3 protein-coding genes and 1 pseudogene are annotated in these 22,112 nt (G+C 75.9%); all 4 read left to right on the top strand.

Annotated features, from left to right (window positions below; genetic code table 11):
- Positions 1 to 80 precede the first annotated feature (80 nt).
- The 4 genes and pseudogenes from AC07A6_RS04775 (at position 81) to AC07A6_RS04790 (ending at position 22,111) form a co-directional block, all read left to right on the top strand.
- Positions 81 to 4,820: a type I polyketide synthase gene (locus AC07A6_RS04775; RefSeq protein ID WP_478776114.1), complete on the top strand. Its 4,740-nt coding sequence runs from the start codon at positions 81 to 83 to the stop codon at positions 4,818 to 4,820.
- Positions 4,821 to 4,888: 68 nt separating this feature from the next.
- Complete coding sequence (locus AC07A6_RS04780; RefSeq protein ID WP_478776115.1) at positions 4,889 to 9,616, top strand: type I polyketide synthase; 4,728 nt, start codon at positions 4,889 to 4,891, stop codon at positions 9,614 to 9,616.
- Between the two features lie 4 nt (positions 9,617 to 9,620).
- A pseudogene (locus AC07A6_RS04785) lies at positions 9,621 to 20,642 on the top strand (SDR family NAD(P)-dependent oxidoreductase); the annotation flags it as partial.
- A 44-nt stretch (positions 20,643 to 20,686) separates the two neighbouring features.
- Positions 20,687 to 22,111 carry a DHA2 family efflux MFS transporter permease subunit gene (locus AC07A6_RS04790; protein ID WP_478776076.1) on the top strand — a complete coding sequence of 475 codons (1,425 nt, stop codon included), beginning with the start codon at positions 20,687 to 20,689 and terminating at the stop codon, positions 22,109 to 22,111.
- The last annotated feature ends 1 nt before the right edge of the window (position 22,112 follow it).

The following is a 22,112-nucleotide window of genomic DNA, read 5'->3' on the forward strand; positions in this document are numbered from 1 at the left end:
AAGTGTGGAGCTGACACATGGTTACGCCCGAAGCAGTGACAACCGGCGCGGCGACGCCCCAGACACCCGAAGCGAAGCTCGTGGCCGCGCTCCGGACCTCCCTCAAGGAGGCCGAGCGGCTGCGCGAACAGAACCGGCGCCTCACCGAGGCCGCCCGGGAGCCCATCGCGATCGTCGCGATGAGCTGCCGGTTCCCTGGTGGCGTCCGTTCGCCCGAGGGACTGTGGGACCTGGTCGCCACCGGCCGTGACGCGGTGTCGCCGTTCCCCACCGACCGGGGCTGGGACCTGGAGGAACTGTTCGACGAGGACCCGGACCGGCCCGGTTCCTCGTACGTCCGCGAGGGCGCGTTCGTCCACGACGCGGCCGACTTCGACGCCGGCTTCTTCGGGATCTCCCCGCGCGAGGCCCTCGCCATGGACCCCCAGCAGCGGCTGCTGCTGGAGACCTCCTGGGAGGCCCTCGAACGCGCCGCGATCGCCCCGGACACCCTGCGCGGCAGCCGGACCGGCGTGTTCGTCGGCACCAACGGCGGCGACTACGGCACGGTCCTCGTCGGCGGCCCCGAGGAGGTCGACGGCTACCTCGCGACCGGGAACGCCACCAGCGTGCTGTCCGGCAGGATCTCGTACGAGTTCGGCTTCGAGGGGCCCGCCGTCACCGTCGACACCGCCTGCTCGTCCTCCCTCGTCGCCCTGCACCTCGCCGCACAGGCGCTGCGCCAGCAGGAGTGCACGCTGGCGCTCGCGGCCGGGGTGACCGTCATGGCCAGCCCGACCACCTTCACCGAGTTCAGCCGCCAGCGGGGCCTGGCCCCGGACGGCCGCTGCAAGCCGTTCGCGGCGGCCGCGGACGGCACCGGCTGGGGCGAGGGCGCCGGAGTGCTCGTACTGGAGCGGCTGTCCGACGCCCGCCGGGGCGGCCACCAGGTCCTCGCCGTGATCCGCGGTAGCGCCGTCAACCAGGACGGCGCCTCCAACGGCCTCACCGCCCCCAACGGCCCGTCCCAGCGGCGCGTGCTCCGCCAGGCCCTCGCCAACGCCCGCCTGACGGCCGACCAGGTCGACGCCGTCGAGGCCCACGGCACCGGCACCACCCTCGGCGACCCGATCGAGGCGCAGGCGCTGCTGGCCACGTACGGCCAGAACCGCCCGGCGGACCGGCCCCTCCACCTGGGGTCGGTGAAGTCGAACATCGGCCACACCCAGGCCGCCGCGGGCGTGGCCGGCGTCATCAAGATGGTCGGGGCGATCCGCAACGGCGTCCTCCCCAAGACCCTGCACGTGGACGAGCCCACGCCCCAGGTCGACTGGTCGGCCGGCTCCGTGCGGCTGCTGACGGAGAACCTCGACTGGCACACACCCGACGGGCAGCCGCGCCGCGCCGGCGTGTCCTCGTTCGGCATGAGCGGCACCAACGCCCACGTCATCCTGGAGGAACCCGCCCCGGCCACCGAGCCCGCCCCGGCCGCCCCCTCCGCAGCCCCCTCCGCCCCTTCCGCCCTGCCCTGGACGCTGTCCGCCAAGTCGGCCGACGCACTGCGCGCGCAGGCCCGGGAACTGCGGACGTTCCTGACGGCCCGGCCCGGCCACGCACCGGCGGACATCGGCCGCTCGCTCGCCCTCTCACGGACCTCCTTCGACCACCGCGCCGTGCTCGTCGCAGACCACCCGGACGCCTTCGACGCCGCACTGTCGGCGCTGGCCGACGGCACGGCGGCCGCGGGCCTGGTCGAGGGCCAGGCACCCGACGGCCGCACCAAGGTCGTCTTCGTCTTCCCCGGCCAGGGCTCCCAGTGGACCGGCATGGCCACCGGACTGCTCGCCACCAGCCCCGTCTTCGCCGACCGCATGGACCAGTGCGAGCAGGCCCTGTCCGCGTTCGTCGACTGGTCGCTGCGCGAGGTGCTCACCGACGAGACCGCCCTCGCCCGCGTCGACGTGGTGCAGCCCGCCCTCTGGGCCGTGATGGTGTCCCTCGCCGCCCTGTGGCGTTCGTACGGAGTGGAACCGGCGGCCGTCCTCGGACACTCCCAGGGCGAGATTGCCGCGGCCTGTGTCGCGGGCGGCCTCTCCCTCGAAGACGGCGCACGGGTGGTCGCCCTGCGCAGCAAGGCCCTCCTCGCCCTCTCCGGCCGCGGCGGCATGGTGTCCGTTCCCCTGCCCCGCGAGGAGGTCGCGGCCGGCCTCGACGAGCGGCTGTCCATCGCCGCCGAGAACGGCCCCCGCTCGGTCGTCGTCTCGGGCGACCCCGAGGCACTCGACGCGCTGCTCGCCGCGACGGAGGGCGCCCGCAGGATCGCCGTCGACTACGCCTCCCACTCCGCCCACGTGGAGGAGATCCGCGACGAACTCCTCACCGTCCTCGCCGGACTCTCCCCGCGCCCGTCGGAGGTGCCCTTCTTCTCCACGGTCACCGGGGACTGGCAGGACACCGCCGAGCTGGACGCCGAGTACTGGTACCGCAACGCCCGCCGGACCGTGCGCTTCGAGGAGTCCACGCGCGCCCTGCGCGAGCAGGGCTTCGGGGTGTTCGTCGAGAGCAGCCCGCACCCGGTGCTGATCCAGGGCCTCGGGGAGTGCGCCGTCGGATCGCTGCGCCGCCAGGACGGCGGACCGGCACGGTTCCTGCTCTCGCTGGCCGAGGCCCACGTGCGCGGCGTCGCCGTCGACTGGTCGCCCGCCTTCGCGGACGCCGGCCCGGCCCACGTCGACCTGCCGACCTACGCCTTCCAGCGCCGACGGTACTGGCCGCGCCCCGGCACCGGCCGCACGGCCGGCTCCGACCCGGCGGAGTCGGCGTTCTGGGAGGCCGTCGAACGCGCCGACCTGTCGGCCCTGTCCGGCGAACTCGGTGCCGAAGGGCCCGCGCTGGAGGCCCTGGAGACCACCCTGCCCGTCCTCACCGCCTGGCGGGCGGGACGCCGGCAGCGGTCCACCGTCGACTCCTGGCGCTACCGGGCGGTCTGGGAACCCACGACCGCGGACGCCCCCGGCCACCTCTCCGGCCGGTGGCTGGTGGTGTCGGCGGAGGCGGGTGCGCTGTCTTTGCCGGGTGCCGAGGTGGTGGAGCTGGCCGCCGGTGGTCGTTCGCGTGGCGAGTTGGCCGAGGCGCTGTCGGGTGTCGGTGCGGTCGATGGTGTGGTGTCGCTGCTGGACGCGGCGGGTTCGCTGTCGCTGGTGCAGGCGCTGGGTGATGCGGGCATCGGGGCGCGGTTGTGGTGTGTGACCCGTGGCGCTGTGTCGACGGGTGCCGCCGACCGTGTGGCGGATCCGGTTGCGGCGCAGGTGTGGGGTCTGGGCCGTGTGGCGGCGCTGGAGTTCGGCGAGCGCTGGGGCGGTCTGGTCGATGTCCCGGAGGTCCTGGACGCAGGGACCACGGCCCAACTGCTGGCTGTCCTGTCGGGCGCCACGGGTGAGGACCAGGTCGCGGTGCGTGCTTCGGGCGTGTTCGCGCGTCGTCTGATCCGTGCGCCGTTCGCCCCGGTGGTGGGTGACGGCTGGCGGCCGGACGGTCCGGTGCTGGTGACCGGTGGTACGGGTGCGCTGGGCGCACGGGTGGCCCGCTGGCTGGCCTCGGCCGGCGCGAAGGAGCTCGTACTGACCAGCCGCAGGGGCCTGGAGGCTCCGGGCGCTGCCGAGCTGGTCGCCGAGTTCGCCGAGGCAGGTGTCAGCGCCGCGGTTGCTTCCTGTGACGTGGCCGATCGGGACGCGGTGGCGAAGCTGCTGGTGGAGCACCCGGTGTCGGCGGTGTTCCATGCGGCGGGTGTGCTGGATGACGGTGTGCTGGACGGTCTGACCCCGGATCGTCTGGCGACGGTGCTGGGCCCGAAGGCGGATGCGGCGCTTCATCTGCACGAGCTGACGCGTGAGATGGGCTTGGACCTGTCGGCGTTCGTGTTGTTCTCGTCGTTCGCGGGCACGGTCGGTGGTGCTGGTCAGGGCAACTACGCGGCGGCCAACGCCTGTCTCGACGCCCTCGCCGAGCAGCGGCGGGCCGACGGACTGCCCGCCACCTCCATCGCCTGGGGAGCCTGGGGGGACAGCGGCCTCGCCACCGGCTCCGACGCCGTCACCGCCCGCATGCGCCGCGGCGGTCTCCTCCCCATGGCCCCCGACCTGGCCATCGTCGCGCTCCAGCAGGCCCTGGACCGCGACGAGACCACCCTCGTGGTCGCCGGCGTCGACTGGGAGCGCTTCACGGCGGCCTTCGTCACCGGCCGCCCCAGCCCGCTCCTGACGGGCGTGCCCGAGGCGCGGACCGTACTCGCGGCCCTGGAGGACGGCCGGACCCCCGGCACCTCCCTGCGGGACACCCTCCCCGGCCTCCCCGCCGAGGCGCAGGAACGGGCCCTGCTCGACCTGGTCCGTACCCACGTGGCCGCCGTCCTCGGGCACGGCACCCCGCACGAGGTCGCCCCCGGACGGGCCTTCCGCGAGGCGGGGTTCGACTCCCTGACGGCGGTCGAGCTCCGCAACCGGCTGAGCACGGCCACCGGCCTGGCCCTGCCCGCCACCGTGGTCTTCGACCACCCCAACCCGGCCGCGCTCGCCGGCCACCTGCGCTCCGAGCTGTGCGGGAACACCGCCGCGGACGGCCCGTCCGCGCTGGAGGAGTTCGCCCGCTTCGAACGCGCACTGACCCGGGTCGAGCCCGGCACCGGCGACCACACCAAGATCATGCAGAGGCTGGAGGCGCTGCTGGCGCAAGGCCGGGAAGCCGCGGGCCAACCGGATCGCGCAGCCGCCGCCGACCAGTACGAAGCGGCGACCGACGACGAACTGTTCGGCCTGCTCGGCGAGAAGTTCGGCATCTCATGACCGATGCCGCCCGCGCCGATGCCGCCCGCCCCGCCGCCGCCCGCCCCTCCGCCAGGGAGAACCCTCACGTGTCCAATGAAGAAAGACTCCGCCACTTCCTCAAGCGCGTCTCGGCCGAGCTGGAGCAGACCCAGGAACGCCTGCGCGAGAGCGAGAACCGGGACGGCGAGCCCATCGCCGTCGTGGCCATGAGCTGCCGCTTCCCCGGCGGGGTCCAGAGCCCCGAGGACCTGTGGCGGCTGCTCGTCTCGGGCGGCGACGCCCTGTCCGGCTTCCCCACCGACCGCGGCTGGGACCTGGCGGGCCTGCTCTCCGACGACCCCGGGCAGGCCGGTGCCTCCCACGCCCGCCAGGCCGGGTTCCTCGACGGCGCGGGCGACTTCGACGCCGCCTTCTTCGGGATCTCCCCCCGCGAGGCCCTCGCCATGGACCCCCAGCAGCGGCTGCTGCTGGAGACCTCCTGGGAGGCCTTCGAACGTGCCGGGATCGCCCCGGACACCCTGCGCGGCAGCCGGACCGGCGTGTTCATCGGCACCAACGGGCAGGACTACACCCCCGTGGCCGTCCACTCCGCCGACGACCTCGCCGGGCACATCATGACAGGCAACGCCGCCAGCGTGCTCTCCGGCCGCCTCTCCTACGTGTACGGGCTCCAGGGACCCGCCGTCACCGTCGACACCGCCTGCTCCGCCTCCCTCGTCGCCCTGCACCTGGCGGCCCAGGCGCTGCGGCGCGGCGAGTGCGAGCTGGCCCTCACCGGCGGGGCCACCGTCATGTCGACACCCACCCTGTTCGCCGAGTTCAGCCGCCAGGGCGGCCTGGCCCGCGACGGCCGCTGCAAGGCCTTCGCGGCGGCCGCCGACGGCACCGGCTGGGGCGAGGGCGCCGGCATGCTCGTACTGGAGCGGCTCTCCGACGCCCGCCGCAACGGCCACCAGGTCCTCGCCGTGATCCGCGGCAGCGCCGTCAACCAGGACGGCGCCTCCAATGGCCTGACCGCCCCCAACGGCCCCGCCCAGCAGCGCGTCATCGAACTGGCCCTCGCCAACGCCCGCCTGACGCCCGAGCAGGTCGACGCCGTCGAGGCCCACGGCACCGGCACCACCCTCGGCGACCCCATCGAAGCGCAGGCCCTGATCGCGGCCTACGGGCAGAACCGCCCGGCCGACAGGCCGCTGCGCCTCGGCTCGGTGAAGTCGAACATCGGCCACACGCAGGCCGCCGCCGGCGTGGCCGGCGTCATCAAGATGGTCGAGGCGATCCGCAACGGCGTCCTGCCCCGCACCCTGCACGTGGACGAGCCCACGCCCCAGGTCGACTGGTCGGCCGGCTCCGTGCGGCTGCTGACGGAGAACCACGACTGGCACACGCCCGACGGGCAGCCGCGCCGCGCCGGCGTGTCCTCGTTCGGCATCAGCGGCACCAACGCCCACGTCCTCCTGGAGGAGCACACGCCCGACGCCGAGCCGGCCGCGCGCGACGACCTGGACCCCGAAGACCCGGCCGCCGCCCGGCCGGCGGCCGTCCTCGCGGTGCTCTCCGCCCGCGAGGACGAGACGCTGCGCGAACAGGCCGCCCGCCTCCACGCCCACCTGGAGGCCCGCCCCCACCTGTCCCCCCGGGACGTCGCCCACTCCCTCGCCACCACCCGTGCCACCCTCGACCGCCGCGCCGCCGTCGTCGCCGACGGCCGCGCCACCCTCCTGCGGGGCCTGGCGGCGCTCGCCGACGGCACCCAGGACCCCGCCGTCCGGCACGCCGGCGCCACCCCCGGCGGGCTGGCGTTCCTGTTCACCGGCCAGGGCGCCCAGCGCCCCGGCATGGGCGACGAGCTGTACGCGGCTCACCCGGTCTTCGCGCAGGCCCTCGACGCCGCCTGCACCGCGCTGGACGCACACCTGGACCGCCCGCTGCGGCAGGTGGTGAGCGGCAGCGGGACGGAACTCGACCGGACCCGCTACACCCAGGCCGCGCTGTTCGCCCTGGAAGTGGCCCTGTACCGGCTCTTCGAGTCCTGGGGCGTACGCCCCGACTTCCTCCTCGGCCACTCGGTCGGCGAGCTGGCCGCCGCCCACGTCGCCGGCGTGCTCACCCTCCCCGACGCCGCCGCCCTGGTCGCCGCCCGCGGCCGGCTCATGGACGCGCTGCCCGAGGGCGGGGCGATGGTCTCCGTCGAGGCGGCCGAGGACGAGGTCCGCGCCCTGCTGACGGCTGGCGTCGACATCGCCGCCGTGAACGGCCCCCGCGCGGTGGTCGTCTCCGGCCCCGAGGACGCCGTCACCCGCACCGCCGGCCTCCTGGAAGCCGCGGGACACCGCACCAAGCGGCTCAACGTCAGCCACGCCTTCCACTCGGCGCTGATGGAGCCGATGGTCGCCGAGTTCGGCCGCATCGCACGCACGCTCACCTTCCGGCAGCCGTCCCTCCCGATCGTCTCGAACGTCACCGGACGCACCGCCGACCCGGCCGAACTCGCCACGCCCGAATACTGGGTGCGGCACGTGCGCGCCGCCGTCCGCTTCCACGACGGCATGCGCCACCTGGAGGCCCAGGGCGTACGCCGCTTCGTCGAGCTGGGCCCCTCCGGCGTGCTGACCGCCGCCGGACGGGCCTGCGTCAGCGGCCCCGGCCTCGTCCTCGTCCCGGCGCTGCGCCGCGACCGGCCCGAGCCGGAGACCGCCGCCGCTGCCCTGGGCGAGCTGTTCGTGCACGGCACCACCCCCGACTGGACCGGGGTCTTCGCCGGGCAGCCCGCACACCGGGTCGCCCTGCCGACCACCGCGTTCCGCCGCACCCGCTACTGGCCCCGCCCCGGCGACACCACCGGCCGCCCCGCCGCCACCGCCCAGGACCCCGCCGCCGACCTCCAGTACCGCATCGAATGGCAGCCGCTCGCCACCCCCGCCACCACCGTCCCCGACGGGACCTGGCTGGTGGCCGGCCCCTGCCCGCGGGAACTCGACCTGGTGACCGGGGCGCTCGCCGCCCGCGGCGCCACCCCCGCCCGCCTCGACCTGACCCCCGGCACGGCACACGACCGCGACGCCCTGGCCCTGCGCCTGCTCACGGCCCTGCCCGCCGCCGACGGCTGCGCGGGCGTCCTGCTCCTGCCCGCCGAAGCCGGCGACCCCGGCCTGGACGCGGCCCTCCGCCTGCACCAGGCCCTCGGCGACGCCGGAATCACCGCACCGCTGTGGTGCGCCACCCGCGGCGCGGTCTCCACCGGCCCCGGCGACCGGCCCGCCGACCCCGGCCAGGCACAGGTCTGGGGCCTCGGCCGGGCCGCCGCCCTGGAAACCCCCGCCCGCTGGGGAGGGCTCGTCGACCTCCCCGCGGAACTCGACGCCCCCGCCCTCGACCGGCTCGGCGCCCTCCTGCTGGCCGCCGCCCCCGCCGGTACCGGCGCCGAGGACCAGCTGGCCGTCCGCCCCTCCGGCATCCTCGCCCGCCGGCTGGTCCGCGTACGCAGGACCTCCGCCGCCGTCCAACCCTGGCGCCCCTCCGGCACCGTCCTGGTCACCGGCGGCACCGGCGCCCTCGGCGGCCACATCGCCCGCTGGCTCGCCGCGTCCGGCGCCGAACACCTCGTCCTCACCAGCCGCCGCGGCGAGCGGGCACCCGGCGCACGCGAACTCGCCGCCGAACTCACCGCGACGGGCACCCGCGTGACCGTCGAGGCCTGCGACGCCGCCGACCGGGACGCCCTCGCCGCGGTCCTCGACGCGATCCCCGCCGACCTCCCCCTGACCGCGGTCGTCCACACCGCCGGCATCCTCGACGACGGCGTCATCGAGTCCCTCACCCCCGAACGGTTCGCGGCGGTCCGCCGCCCCAAGGCCGACGCCGCCCGCAACCTCCACGAACTCACCGCCCACCTGGACCTGTCGGCGTTCGTCCTCTTCTCCTCCTTCGCCGGCGCGGTCGGCGGCGCCGGCCAGGCCAACTACGCCGCCGCCAACGCCTTCCTGGACTCCTTCGCCGACCAGCGCCGCGCCGACGGACTGCCCGCCACCGCCGTCGCCTGGGGCGCCTGGGCCGAAGGCGGCATGGCCGAGGACGAGGCGGCCGTCGGCGAACGCCTGCGCCGCCACGGCATCCGCCCGATGCGGCCCCCGCACGCCATCGCCGGACTCCAGCAGGCCCTGGACCACGGCGACGCCGCCCTGGCCGTGGCCGACATCGACTGGGCCCTGTTCGCACCCGGCTTCACCACGGTCCGGCCCAGCCCCCTGCTCACCGGGGTCGAGGAAGCCCGCCCCCGCACCACCGCCGAACCCGACTGGCGCGAGCACATCACCCGGCTCCCCGACGCCGAACGCGCCGCCGCCCTCCTGGACCTCGTACGCACCCAGGCCGCGGCCGTCCTCGGACACGGCGGCCCCGAGGCGGTCACCCCCACCCAGCCCTTCCGGGAACTCGGCTTCGACTCCCTCACCGCCGTCGACCTGCGCAACGTCCTCGGCGCCCGCACCGGGCTGAACCTGGCCACGACCGTCGTCTTCGACCACCCCAGCCCCCAGGCCCTCGCCGAGCACCTCGACGCCGAACTCGGCGGCACCGCCGCCGCCCGCCTCCTCGCCGACCTCGACCGCGTCGAGGACGCCCTCGCCGTCCTCGACGCCCCCGACGTACGGGCGGAGGTCGTGACCCGGCTCCAGACCCTGCTGGCCCGCGCCGGCACCGCACCCGGGCCCGGCTCCGGCCCGGACGACGACACGGGTGCCGACACCCGACCGACCTTGGACACGGCGGACGACCTCTTCGCCTACATCGACCAGAAATACGGGACCCGCTGACATGGTGAACGAGACCAAGCTCCTGGAATACCTCAAGCGGGTCACCGCCGACCTGGACGAGGCGAACCGGCGCCTGAAGGACGCCGAGGACCTCAGCCACGAGCCGATCGCGATCGTCGGCATGGGCTGCCGTTTCCCCGGCGGCGTCCACTCCGCCGAACAGCTGTGGACCCTCCTCGCCGACGGCACCGACGCCCTCGCCCCCTTCCCCGACGACCGCGGCTGGGACCTCGCCGCGCTCTACGACCCCGACCCCGACCGGGCCGGCACCAGCTACGTCCGCGAGGGCGGCTTCCTCGACGGAGCCGCCGACTTCGACCCCGCCTTCTTCGGCATCAGCCCGCGCGAGGCCCGCGCCATGGACCCCCAGCAGCGCCTGCTCCTGGAGGTCGCCTGGGAAGCCCTGGAACGCTCCGGCCTCGACCCGGCCGCCCTGCGCGGCAGCCGCGCCGGCGTCTTCGTCGGCACCAACGGCCAGGACTACGGCAGCCTGTTCGGCTCGACCCCGGAAGAGGGCCTCGAAGGCTACATCGGCACCGGCAACGCGGCGAGCGTCCTCTCGGGCCGGCTCTCCTACGTCCTCGGACTCGAAGGCCCCGCGGTCACCGTCGACACGGCCTGCTCCTCCTCCCTGGTGTCCCTGCACCTGGCCGCCGAGGCGCTGCGCCGCGGCGAATGCGCCCTGGCCCTCGCCGGCGGCGCCACCGTGATGGCCACCCCCCGCGTCTTCGTCGAGTTCAGCCGGCAGCGCGGGCTCGCCGCCGACGGCCGCTGCAAGCCCTTCGCCGCCGCCGCCGACGGCACCGGATGGGGCGAGGGCGCGGGCCTCCTCGTCCTCGAACGGCTCTCCGACGCCCGGCGCAACGGCCGCCCCGTCCTCGCGGTCCTGCGCGGCTCGGCCGTCAACCAGGACGGCGCCTCCAACGGCCTCACCGCCCCCAACGGCACCGCCCAGCAGCGCGTCATCCGCCAGGCCCTGGCCAACGCCCGGCTCTCCCCGGACATGGTCGACGCGGTCGAGGCCCACGGCACCGGCACCAGGCTCGGCGACCCCATCGAAGCGCACGCCCTGCTCGCCACGTACGGCCGCAAGCGCACCGCCGACCGGCCGCTGTGGCTCGGCTCCGTCAAGTCGAACCTGGGCCACACCCAGGCCGCGGCGGGCGTCGCCGGCGTGATGAAGATGGTCCTCGCCATCCAGCACGGCACCCTGCCCCAGACCCTGCACGTGGACGAGCCGACACCGCACGCGGACTGGTCCGCGGGCGGCGTACGCCTGCTGACCGAGCCCACGCCCTGGCCCGAGACGGGCGAACCGCGCCGCGCCGGCGTGTCCGCCTTCGGCGTCAGCGGCACCAACGCCCACCTGATCGTCGAGCAGGCCGCCCCCGAGGACGCCCGGCCCCAGGACCGCACGCCCGAGCCGCGCACCACCACCGCGCCGCCGTGGCTGCTGTCGGCCCACACCCCCGAGGCACTGCGCGCCCGGGCCGACCAGCTCCGCTCGTACGCCCAGGACCACCCCGAGCTCGACCCCGCCGACCTGGCCCACTCCCTCTCCCTGCCGACGCCCTTCGCCCACCGGGGCGTGGTGCCGGGCGCCGACCGGGACGCCCTCGTCGAGGGCATCGCCTCCGGCGGGAAGTCCGCGTTCCTGTTCTCGGGACAGGGCGCGCAGCGCCCGGGGATGGGGCGGGAACTGTACGACGCCCAGCCGGTGTTCGCCGCCGCCTTCGACGAGGTGTGCGGACACTTCGACTTCCCGCTGAAGGACCTGGTGTTCGGCGGCGGGGAGGAGGTCCACCGCACGGAGTTCACCCAGCCGGCGCTGTTCGCCGTCGAGGTGGCGTTGTACCGGCTCGCCGAGTCCTACGGCATCCGTCCGGACTTCGTGGCCGGGCATTCGATCGGTGAGATCGCCGCCGCGCACGTGGCAGGCGTCCTCTCGCTGGCCGACGCGGCCCGTCTGGTCGCGGCCCGCGGCGCGCTCATGGGCGCCCTGCCGGAGGGCGGCGCGATGGTGTCGGTCCGTGCCGGCGAGGAGGAGATACGTCCGCTGCTGTCGGCGGATGTCGACATCGCGGCGGTCAACGGCCCGGAGTCCGTGGTGATTTCCGGCGCGGAGGACGCCGTCCTGGCCGTCGCCGCCACCCTCGCGGACCAGGGCCGCAAGACGAAGCGCCTGACGGTCTCGCACGCCTTCCACTCGCCCCTCATGGAGCCGATGCTCGACGGGTTCCGCGAGGTCGCGGAATCCCTCACCCACTCGGCGCCCGAAATCCCGGTCGTCTCCAACGTCACCGGCGAGCAGATCACCGAGTTCACCGCCGACTACTGGGTCCGGCACGTCCGTGCCGCCGTCCGCTTCGGCGACGGCGTCGCCCACCTCGCCGCTCAGGGCGTCGCCCACTTCCTGGAGCTGGGCCCGCAGGGCGTCCTCGCCGCCATGGCGGGGGAGTCCCTCCCGGACGACTTCTCGGGGCTGCTCACCCCCGTCCTGCGCAAGGACCGCCCCGAGCCGGAGGCGTTCCTCGGCGCCCTCGCCGAGGCCTGGACCCGCGGCCTTCCCGTCGACTGGACGCCCCTGATCCCCGCCGGACGCCGCGTCGACCTGCCCGCGTACCCCTTCCAGCGGCAGCGCTACTGGCCCGAGACGACCGCCCTCGGCGACGTGGCCGCCGCCGGCCTGGGCGCGGCCGACCACCCCCTGCTCGGCGCCATGGTGACCCTGGCCGAGGCCGACCAGGTGCTGTTCACCGGCAGCCTCTCCCTGCGCACCCACCCCTGGCTCGCCGACCACGCCGTCCTGGGCACCGTGTTCGTCCCCGGTACCGCCTTCGTGGAGCTGGCCGTCCGCGCCGGCGACCAGGTCGGCTGCGCCCGCCTCGATGAACTCACCATCGAGGCGCCGCTGGTCCTCCCCGAACGGGGCGCGGTCCAGCTCCAGGTCGGCGTCGGACCCGCCGACGCGGACGGCCGCCGCTCCCTGACCTTCCACTCCCGCCACACCGACGAGCCGTGGACCCGGCACGCCACCGGCACCCTCACGGCCGCCCCCTCCCCGGCGGCCGCCCCGCCCGCCGGCCCCGACCTGGGCGAATGGCCCCCCGCAGGCGCCGAGCCGGTGTCCGTCGAGGGGCTCTACGACCACCTCGTCGACGTCGGCTTCGGCTACGGACCCGCCTTCCAGGGACTGCGGGCCGCATGGCGCCTCGGCGAGGACGTGTTCGCCGAGGTACGGCTGCCGCAGGAGACCGAAGCCGCCCGCTTCGGCCTGCACCCCGCCCTGCTGGACGCCGCCCTGCACGCCGTCGGGCTCGGTGACTTCGTCGCCGACGGCGCCGCGAGCCTCCCGTTCTCCTGGCGCGGCGTGACCCTCCACGCGGCCGGCGCCCCGGCGCTGCGCGTGCGGTTGTCGCCGGCCGGCCCGGACACCGTGTCCCTGGACGCGGCCGACCAGAGGGGCGCCCCGGTGGCCACCGTCGAGGCGCTCGCCCTGCGCCCGGCCGCCGCGCAGCGCACGCACCGGCACCGGGACTCCCTCTTCCGCGTCGACTGGGCCGCCCTGCCCCAGCCCGCTCCCGCCGCCCCCGGGCAGCCGGCCGGCGCGCCGCCGTGCTGGATCGCCTCCGCCGCCGACCTGGCCGCGCTGGACACCGTCCCCGACGCCGTGTTCGTCCGCTGCCCCCGCACCGGTGACGACCTCGTCCCCGCGGCCCACACCGGTGCGCACCGCGTCCTGGAACTCCTCCAGGCGTGGCTCGCCGACCCCCGCTGCGGCTCCTCGCAGCTGGTCCTGGTGACCCGCGGCGCCCTGGCCGTCCGGCAGGGCGAGCCGGTCCAGGACCTGGGCCAGGCGCCGCTGTGGGGCCTCGTCCGGTCGGCGCAGGCCGAGAACCCGGGCAGCTTCCGCCTGGTCGACGTCACCGGCCCGGCAGACGCCTCGGACACCGCCGCCGCCCTGCACGCCCTCCTGGCCCTCGACGAGCCGCAGCTCGCCCTCCGCGACGGCACCCCGTACGCCCCCCGGCTGGCCCGCGTCCCCGCCCCCGCCGAGCCCCGGGAGTGGAACCCCGACGGCACCGTCCTGATCACCGGCGGCACCGGCGGCCTCGGCGCCCTGCTGGCCCGCCACCTGGTGGCCGAGCGCGGCGTACGCCACCTCGTGCTGGCCGGCCGGCGCGGCCCGGCCGCCGAGGGCGCCGCCGAACTCGCCGCCGCGCTCACCGGCGCGGGCGCCCACGTACGGATCGAGGCCTGCGACGTCGGCGACCGCGCCGACCTGGCACGGCTGCTCGACCGGATCACCGCCGAACGGCCGCTGACGGCGGTCGTGCACGCGGCCGGCGTCCTCGACGACGGCGTGATCGGCTCGCTGGCACCCGACCGGCTGGACACCGTCCTGCGGCCCAAGCTCGACGCGGCCTGGCACCTGCACGAGCTGACCCGGGACGCCGGCCTCGCCGCGTTCGTGCTGTTCTCCTCGGCCGCCGGCGTCTTCGGCGCCCCCGGCCAGGCCGGCTACGCCGCCGCGAACGCCTTCCTCGACGCGCTCGCCCAGCACCGCACCGCCCAGGGCCTGAGCGCCGTGTCCCTGGCCTGGGGCCTGTGGGCGGAGGGCGGCGGCATGGGCGGCCGCCTGGCCGACCACGACACCCGGCGCATCACCGGCTCCGGCGTCGCCGCGCTGTCCGCCGCCGACGGCCTGGAACTCTTCGACCTGGCGGGCGGCCTCGACGAGCCCCTGCTCGTCCCCGCCCGCCTGGACCTCAACCCGCCCGCGGGCGCCGCGCGGAACACCACGCCCCCGGCACTGCTGCGCGGCCTCGTCCGCGGCCCGGCCCGCAGGACGGCCGCGTCCGGCCCGGCCACCCCGCGCACCCAGTGGACCGAACGGCAGCTCGCCGACCTGGTCCGCACCCACGTCAGCGCCGTACTCGGCCATGCGAACGCGCAGGCCGTCGACCTCGGCCGGACGTTCACCGAGCTGGGCTTCGACTCCCTCACCGCGGTCGAGCTCCGCAACCGGCTCACCACCGAGACGGGCCTGCGGCTCTCGGCCACCCTCATCTTCGACTACCCCACCCCGGCCGCCCTCGTGGAGCACCTGCGCGCCGGCCTGACCGAGGCCCCGGCAGCCGCCACCACCATCGCCCCGGCCGCCGCCGGCCCCGCCGCCGGCCCCGCCGCCGGCACCGACGACGACCCCATCGCGATCGTCGGCATGAGCTGCCGCTACCCCGGCGGAGTGCGCTCGCCGGAGGACCTGTGGCGGCTGGTGGCCGCGGGCGGCGACGGCATCGCCGCGTTCCCCACCGACCGCGGCTGGGACCTGGACGGCCTCTTCGACGCCGACCCCGACGCGGCCGGCCGCTCGTACGTCAGCGAAGGCGGCTTCCTCTACGACGCCGCCGAGTTCGACGCCGGCTTCTTCGGGATCTCGCCCCGCGAGGCCCTCGCCATGGACCCCCAGCAGCGCCTCCTCCTGGAGACCGCCTGGGAGGCCTTCGAACGCGCCGGCATCGACCCGACGTCCGTGCGCGGCACCGCCACCGGCGTGTTCGCCGGCGTCATGTACCACGACTACGCCTCCCGCCTGGGCGAGGTCCCCGAGGGCATCGACGGCTACCTCAGCACCGGCAACGCCGGCAGCGTCCTGTCCGGCCGCGTCTCCTACGTCCTCGGCCTGGAGGGCCCGGCCGTCACCGTCGACACCGCCTGCTCCTCCTCCCTCGTCGCCCTGCACCTGGCCGCCCAGGCCCTGCGGTCCGGCGAGTGCACGATGGCCCTGGCCGGCGGCGCGACCGTGATGGCCACCCCCAACACGTTCGTGGAGTTCTCCCGGCAGCGCGGCCTGTCCTTCGACGGCCGCTGCAAGTCCTTCGCCGCGGCCGCCGACGGCACCGGCTGGGGCGAGGGCGCGGGCATGCTGCTGCTGGAGCGGCTCTCCGACGCCCGACGCAACGGCCACGAGGTCCTCGCCGTCATCCGCGGCTCCGCCGTCAACCAGGACGGCGCCTCCAACGGCCTCACCGCCCCCAACGGCCCCTCCCAGCAGCGCGTCATCCGCCAGGCCCTGGGCAACGCCGGCCTCGGCGTCCGGGACGTCGACGCCGTCGAGGCCCACGGCACCGGCACCAAGCTCGGCGACCCGATCGAGGCGCAGGCCGTCCTCGCCACGTACGGGCAGGACCGGCCCGGGGACCAGCCGCTGTGGCTGGGCTCCCTCAAGTCCAACATCGGCCACACCCAGGCCGCCTCCGGCGTCGGCGGCGTCATCAAGATGGTCGAGGCGATGCGCCACGGCCTCCTGCCCCGAACCCTCCACGTCGACGAGCCCACCCCGCACGTCGACTGGACGGCCGGCGCCGTACGCCTGCTGACCGAACCCGTGCCGTGGCCCGAGACCGGACGGGCCCGCCGCTCCGGCGTGTCCTCGTTCGGCGTCAGCGGCACCAACGCCCACGTCATCGTGGAACAGGCCCCCCTCGACGAGGCCGCCGCCGATGCCGCGCCCGAGCCCGCCCCCCGGCCGGCCCCCGCACCGGGCACGGCACTGCCGTGGGTGCTGTCCGCCAAGTCCGACGCGGCCCTGCGCGACCAGGCCCGCAACCTCCTCGCCGCCCTGGACGGCCTGACCGCCCCGGCATCCCCCGCCGAGGACCCCCGCCACGCCCTCGCCGACATCGGCGGCTCCCTCGCGTCCTCCCGCGGCGCCCTGGAACACCGGGCCGCCGTGGTCGCCGACGACCCCGCCGCCTTCGCCGAAGGGCTGACGGCCCTCGCCGCCGGCGAGCCCTCCCCGCACGTGCTGCGCGGATCGTCGCGCACCGCCGCCAAGGCCGTGTTCGTCTTCCCCGGCCAGGGATCCCAGTGGGCCGGCATGGCCCGTGAACTGCTCGACTCCTCACCGGTGTTCGCCGACCGGATCGCCGCCTGCGAACGGGCCCTGGCGCCCCACGTCGACTGGTCGCTGCGCGAAGCCCTCACCGACGAGGCCGCCCTGACCCGGGTCGACGTGGTCCAGCCCGCCCTGTGGGCGGTGATGGTCTCCCTCGCCGCGCTGTGGCGCTCCCACGGTGTCGAACCGGCCGCCGTGGTCGGCCACTCGCAGGGCGAGATCGCCGCCGCCTGCGTCGCCGGAGCCCTCACCCTCGACGACGCGGCCCGCGTCGTCGCCCTGCGCAGCAAGGCCCTCCTGGCCCTCTCCGGCCGCGGCGGCATGGTCTCCCTGCCGCTGTCCCGCGAGGAGGCCGCCGCACACCTGGGCGACCGGCTCTCGCTCGCCGCCGTCAACGGCCCCCGCTCCGTGGTGGTCTCCGGCGACCCCGAGGCCTGCGAAGCGGTGCTCGCCGCCGTCGAGGGCGCCCGCCGGATCCCCGTGGGCTACGCCTCCCACTCCGCCCACGTGGAGGAGATCCGCACGGACGTCCTGGACGCCCTCGCCGGGATCACCCCCCGCCCGGCCGACATCCCGTTCCTGTCCACGGTCGACGCCGCCTGGCTCGACGGCACCGGACTAGACGAGCACTACTGGTACCGCAACCTCCGCCAGAGCGTCCTGCTCGCCGACGTCACCGAAACCCTCGTCCACGAGGGCCACGGCGTGTTCATCGAGGTCAGCCCGCACCCCGTCCTCGTCCACGGCCTGCCCGACACCGCCCTGGGCACCCTGCGCCGCGGCGACGGCGGGCCCGCCCGCTTCACCGCCGCCCTCGCCGAGGCCCACGTCCACGGAGTGCCGGTCGACTGGGACACCGTCTTCCCCGGCGCCCGCCGGGTCGACCTGCCCACGTACGCCTTCCAGCGCGAGCGGTTCTGGCTGGAGGGCACCGACGCCGCGGGCGACATGGCCTCCGCGGGCCTGGACGACGCCGGGCACCCCCTCCTCGGCGCGATGGTGACCCTCGCCGCCTCCGACGAGCACCTCTTCACCGGCCGCCTGTCACTGGCCGCGCAGCCCTGGCTGGCCGACCACGCAGTGGCCGGCACGGTCCTGCTGCCCGGCACCGCTTTCGTGGAACTGGCCCTGCACGCGGGCCTCCAGACCGGCCACGCCCACCTGGAGGAACTGACCCTGGAAGCACCCCTCGTCCTGCCCGGGCGGGGCGCCGTCCAGGTCCAGCTCGCCGTGGGCCCCGCCGGCCCGGACGGCCGGCGCACGGTCACCACGTACGCCCGCTCCGCCCAGGAGAACGGCGAACCCTGGACCCGCCACGCCACCGGCGTCCTCACCACCGCCCCGGCCGACGCCCCCGCCGCCACCGGCGGCGACTGGCCGCCGGCCGGCGCCGAACCCCTGGACCTGACCGGCTTCTACGACGGACTCGCCGACTCCGGACTCGGCTACGGTCCGGCGTTCCAGGGGCTGCGCGCGGCCTGGCGGCTCGGCGACGAGGTGTACGCCGAGGTCGGCCCCGACCGTGACCGGCAGGAGGCCGCGGGCCGTTTCGGCCTCCACCCGGCCCTCCTCGACGCCGCCCTGCACGCCGTGGGCCTCGGCTCCTTCCTCGACGGGCCCGGCGTCCGCCTCCCGTTCTCCTGGAACGGGGTCCGCCTGCACACGTCCGGCGCACGCGACCTGCGGGTCAGGGTGAGCCCCGCCGGCGGGGACGCGGTCTCCCTCGCCGTCACCGACGCGACCGGCCTGCCGGTGGCGACCGTCGACTCCCTGGCCCTGCGCCCCGTCGCCACCGAACACCTCGCGCACCGGGACACCCTGTTCGCGCTGGACTGGGCGGCGGCTTCGGCTGCTTCGGCGGCCTCGGCGGGCGAGCCGCTGCCCGCGGGCGTGGCGTGTGAGGTGGACACCTCCGCCGGGGTGCGCGCGGCCCTGGGCCAGGCCCTGGAAGTGCTCCAGAGCTCCCTGGCGAGCCCGGCGGACGAGCGCGTGGTGTTCGTGACGCGCGGTGCCGTGGGCGACGAGGTGCGCGACCTCGCGGGTGCGGCGGTGTGGGGTCTGGTGCGTTCGGCGCAGTCGGAACACCCGGGCCGTTTCAGCCTCCTGGACCTGGAGGAGGCAGTGGACCCGGCCCCGTACCTGACGTCCGCCGAACCGCAGGCCGCCGTGCGCGGGGGAGCGGTCCGCGTCCCGCGCCTGGCCAGGGCCTCGGCCGCGCCGGAGTCCGAGGGCCTGTCCTTCACCGAGGGCGGCACGGTCCTGGTCACGGGCGGCACCGGAACCCTGGGCCGGGCGGTGGCCCGCCACCTGGTCACCGCACACGGCGTCCGCCACCTGCTGCTGGCCAGCCGGTCCGGCGGCGCCGAGGACCTGGTCGCGGAACTGTCGGACCTGGGCGCCTCGGTGACGGTCGCCGCCTGCGACGTCGCCGACCGCGAGGCCCTGGCCGCCCTCCTGGCCACGATCCCCGGCACCCACCCCCTGACCGCCGTGATCCACACCGCGGGCGTCCTGGACGACGGCGTGATCGAGTCCCTCACCCCGGAACGCTTCGAGACGGTCCTGCGCCCGAAGGTGGACGCGGCCCGCAACCTCCACGAACTCACCGCGGGCCTGGACCTGTCGGCGTTCGTCCTGTTCTCGTCCGCCTCGGGTCTGCTCGGCGCCCCCGGCCAGGGCAACTACGCCGCCGCCAACGCCTACCTCGACGCCCTGGCCCAGTACCGCCGCTCCCTGGGCCTGCCCGGGATCTCCCTCGCCTGGGGCCTGTGGGCCGAGCGCAGCGGCATGACCGGCGCCCTCGACGCCGGCGATGTCGACCGCATCAACCGCGGCGGCGTGGCCGCCCTCGCCACCGAGGAGGCCCTCGCGCTCCTCGACACCGCCCCCGCCCTCGACCGGGCCCTCGCGGTGCCGATCCGCCTGGACCTGCCCGCCCTGCGCGGCCGCGCCCGCCACGAGCCGCTCCCGCCCCTGCTGCACGGCCTGGTGCCGGCCCCGCTCCGCCGGACGGCGGGCACCCCGTCCGCCGCCCCCGTCATCGACCCGGAGGACCTCCTCTCCCTCGTACGGGCACACACCGCCACCGTCCTCGGCCACAGCTCCGCCGACCGGATCGAACCGGACCGCAAGTTCCTGGAGATGGGCTTCGACTCGCTGACCTCGGTGCGCCTGCGCGGCAGCCTCAACACCGCGACCGGCCTGCGACTGTCCGCCACGGCCGTCTTCGACCACCCGACCCCCGCCGACCTCGCCGACCACATGCGCGGTGAACTCGCCGCAGCCCGGACCCCGCAGGCGCCGGAACCCGCGGGCCCGCCCGCCCAGGCGCAGCCCCTGGCCGCGCTCTACCGGCAGGCCTGCGCGGACGGCAAGGTCAAGGAGGCCACCGACCTGCTCGTCGCGGCCTCCCTGCTGCGCCCCTCCTTCACCACGGAGGGCACGGACGGCGCCCCGGCACCGGTCACCCTGTCCGGCGGCACCGGCGGCACCGGCGGCACCGGCGGCACCGGCGGCACCGGCGGCCCGGCACTGATCTGCCTGCCCTCGGTCACCGCACTGTCCAGCCCCCACCAGTTCGCCCGCTTCGCCGCGCCCTTCCGCGAGCACCGGGACGTCCACGTCCTCCCGCTCCCCGGCTACGGCGAGGGCGAGCCGCTGCCGGCCACCGCCGACGCCCTCGTCGCGCACCTGGCCGCCGAGGTGCTGCGCCTCGCGGACGGCGCCCCGTTCGCCCTGGCGGGCTACTCCTCGGGCGGCTGGCTCGCCCAGGAGGTCACCGCCCACCTCGAACGCGGGGGCGCCGCCCCCGCCGCCCTGGTGCTGCTCGACACGTTCCTGCCCGGCGATGCGGCCCAGCCCGCGTTCCGCTCCCGGATGACCGACGCCATGTTCGAACGGGAGGACGCCTTCGGCTGGATGACGGACCTCAGGCTCACGGCCATGGGCGGCTACTTCCGGCTCTTCCCGGCCTGGCGGCCCACCGCCACCGCCGTACCGACGCTGCTCGTCAGAGCGGGCCGCTCCCTGGTCGACGGCGGCGGCCACCAGGCGTCCTGGCCGCTGCCCCACACGGCGGTGGACGTACCGGGCGACCACTTCACGATGATGGAGGACGACGCCCGGGCCGCGGCCGCCGCCGTCGACCACTGGCTGACGGAGGCCGCGGCATGACGACCAGCACCGCTCCGGCACCCCGCACCGGCCTCGGCCGGGACGTCTGGAAGGCCGCCACCGTCGTGATCGTGGGAGCGACGATGTCGTTCCTGGACTCGACGATCGTCAACGTCGCGCTCAGCGCGCTCGGTACGGACTTCCGGGCCCCGCTGAACACCGTCCAGTGGGTGGTCACCGCCTACCTCCTCGCCGTCGCCGCGGTCATCCCGGTCTCCGGCTGGGCCGCCCGCCGCTTCGGCGCCCGCCGCACCTACGTGGCCGCCGTCGTCCTGTTCACCCTGGGCTCCGCGCTCTGCGCGGCCGCCCAGGACGCCGGACAGCTCATCGCCTTCCGGGCGGTCCAGGGTCTCGGCGGCGGGCTGATCATGCCCGTCGGGCAGATGATCCTGGCCCGCACTGCCGGGCCGAAGAACATGTCCCGGGTCATGGCGACGGTGGGCGTGCCCATCGTGCTGGCCCCGGTCTTCGGCCCGTTCATCGGCGGGCTCCTGCTGCACTGGACCGACTGGAGGTGGATCTTCCTGGTCAACCTGCCCGTGGGGGCAGCCGCCGTCTTATGCGCCGTGTGCCTGCTGCCGGCCGACCGCCCGGAGGCGGCCCCGCCGCTGGACGTCCCGGGCCTGGCCGCGATCTCCACCGGCATGGCCGTCCTCACCTACGGCCTGGGCAGCACCGACACCGGATCCCTCACGGTGCCCCTGCTCTGCGTCGCCGTCGGCACCGCCCTCCTCGTCCTCTTCGCCATCCGCACCCTCAACACCGCCCACCCGCTCTTCGACATCCGCCTCTACCGCGACCGGGTCTTCCGCGCCGCGTCCCTCACCACCTTCTTCCTGTCCATGGGCATGTACGCGGGCATGGTGCTGATGCCGCTGTACTTCCAGGACGTCCGGCACGAGGACCCGGTCGCCACCGGCATGCTGCTGGTGCCGTCGAGCATCGGCGCGGCGGCGGCCACCTGGCTCTCGGGCCGGGCCGCCGAACGCCTCGGCACCGGCCGGACCGCCCTCGCCGGCGCGGGCCTCAGCCTGGCGGCGGCGGTGCCGTTCGTGTTCGTCGGCACCGACACGTCCTACGTGCTGATCGGGACGGCCATGACCGTCTCGGGATTCGGCGCCGGCCTGTCCGTCATGCCCGCCATGACCAGCGCGTTCCGCAGCCTCGACCCGCAGAAGATCAGCGACGCCTCACCGCAGCTGAGCATCCTGCAACGGCTGGGCGGCTCGCTCGCGACGGCGGTGCTCGTCACCGTCCTGCAGAGCGGCCTCGATGGTGCGGACGGACGCCCGCACGACCGGGCGTCCGCCTTCGCCGTCACCTTCGGATGGTCCCTGGCCCTCGCCGCCGTGGCCGCGCTGTCCGCCGTCCTGCTGGCCCGGGCACAGCGCCGCCCGGCCGCCCCCGAACCCACCCGCTGAG

Source organism: Streptomyces sp. NPDC044002, from assembly GCF_056434525.1.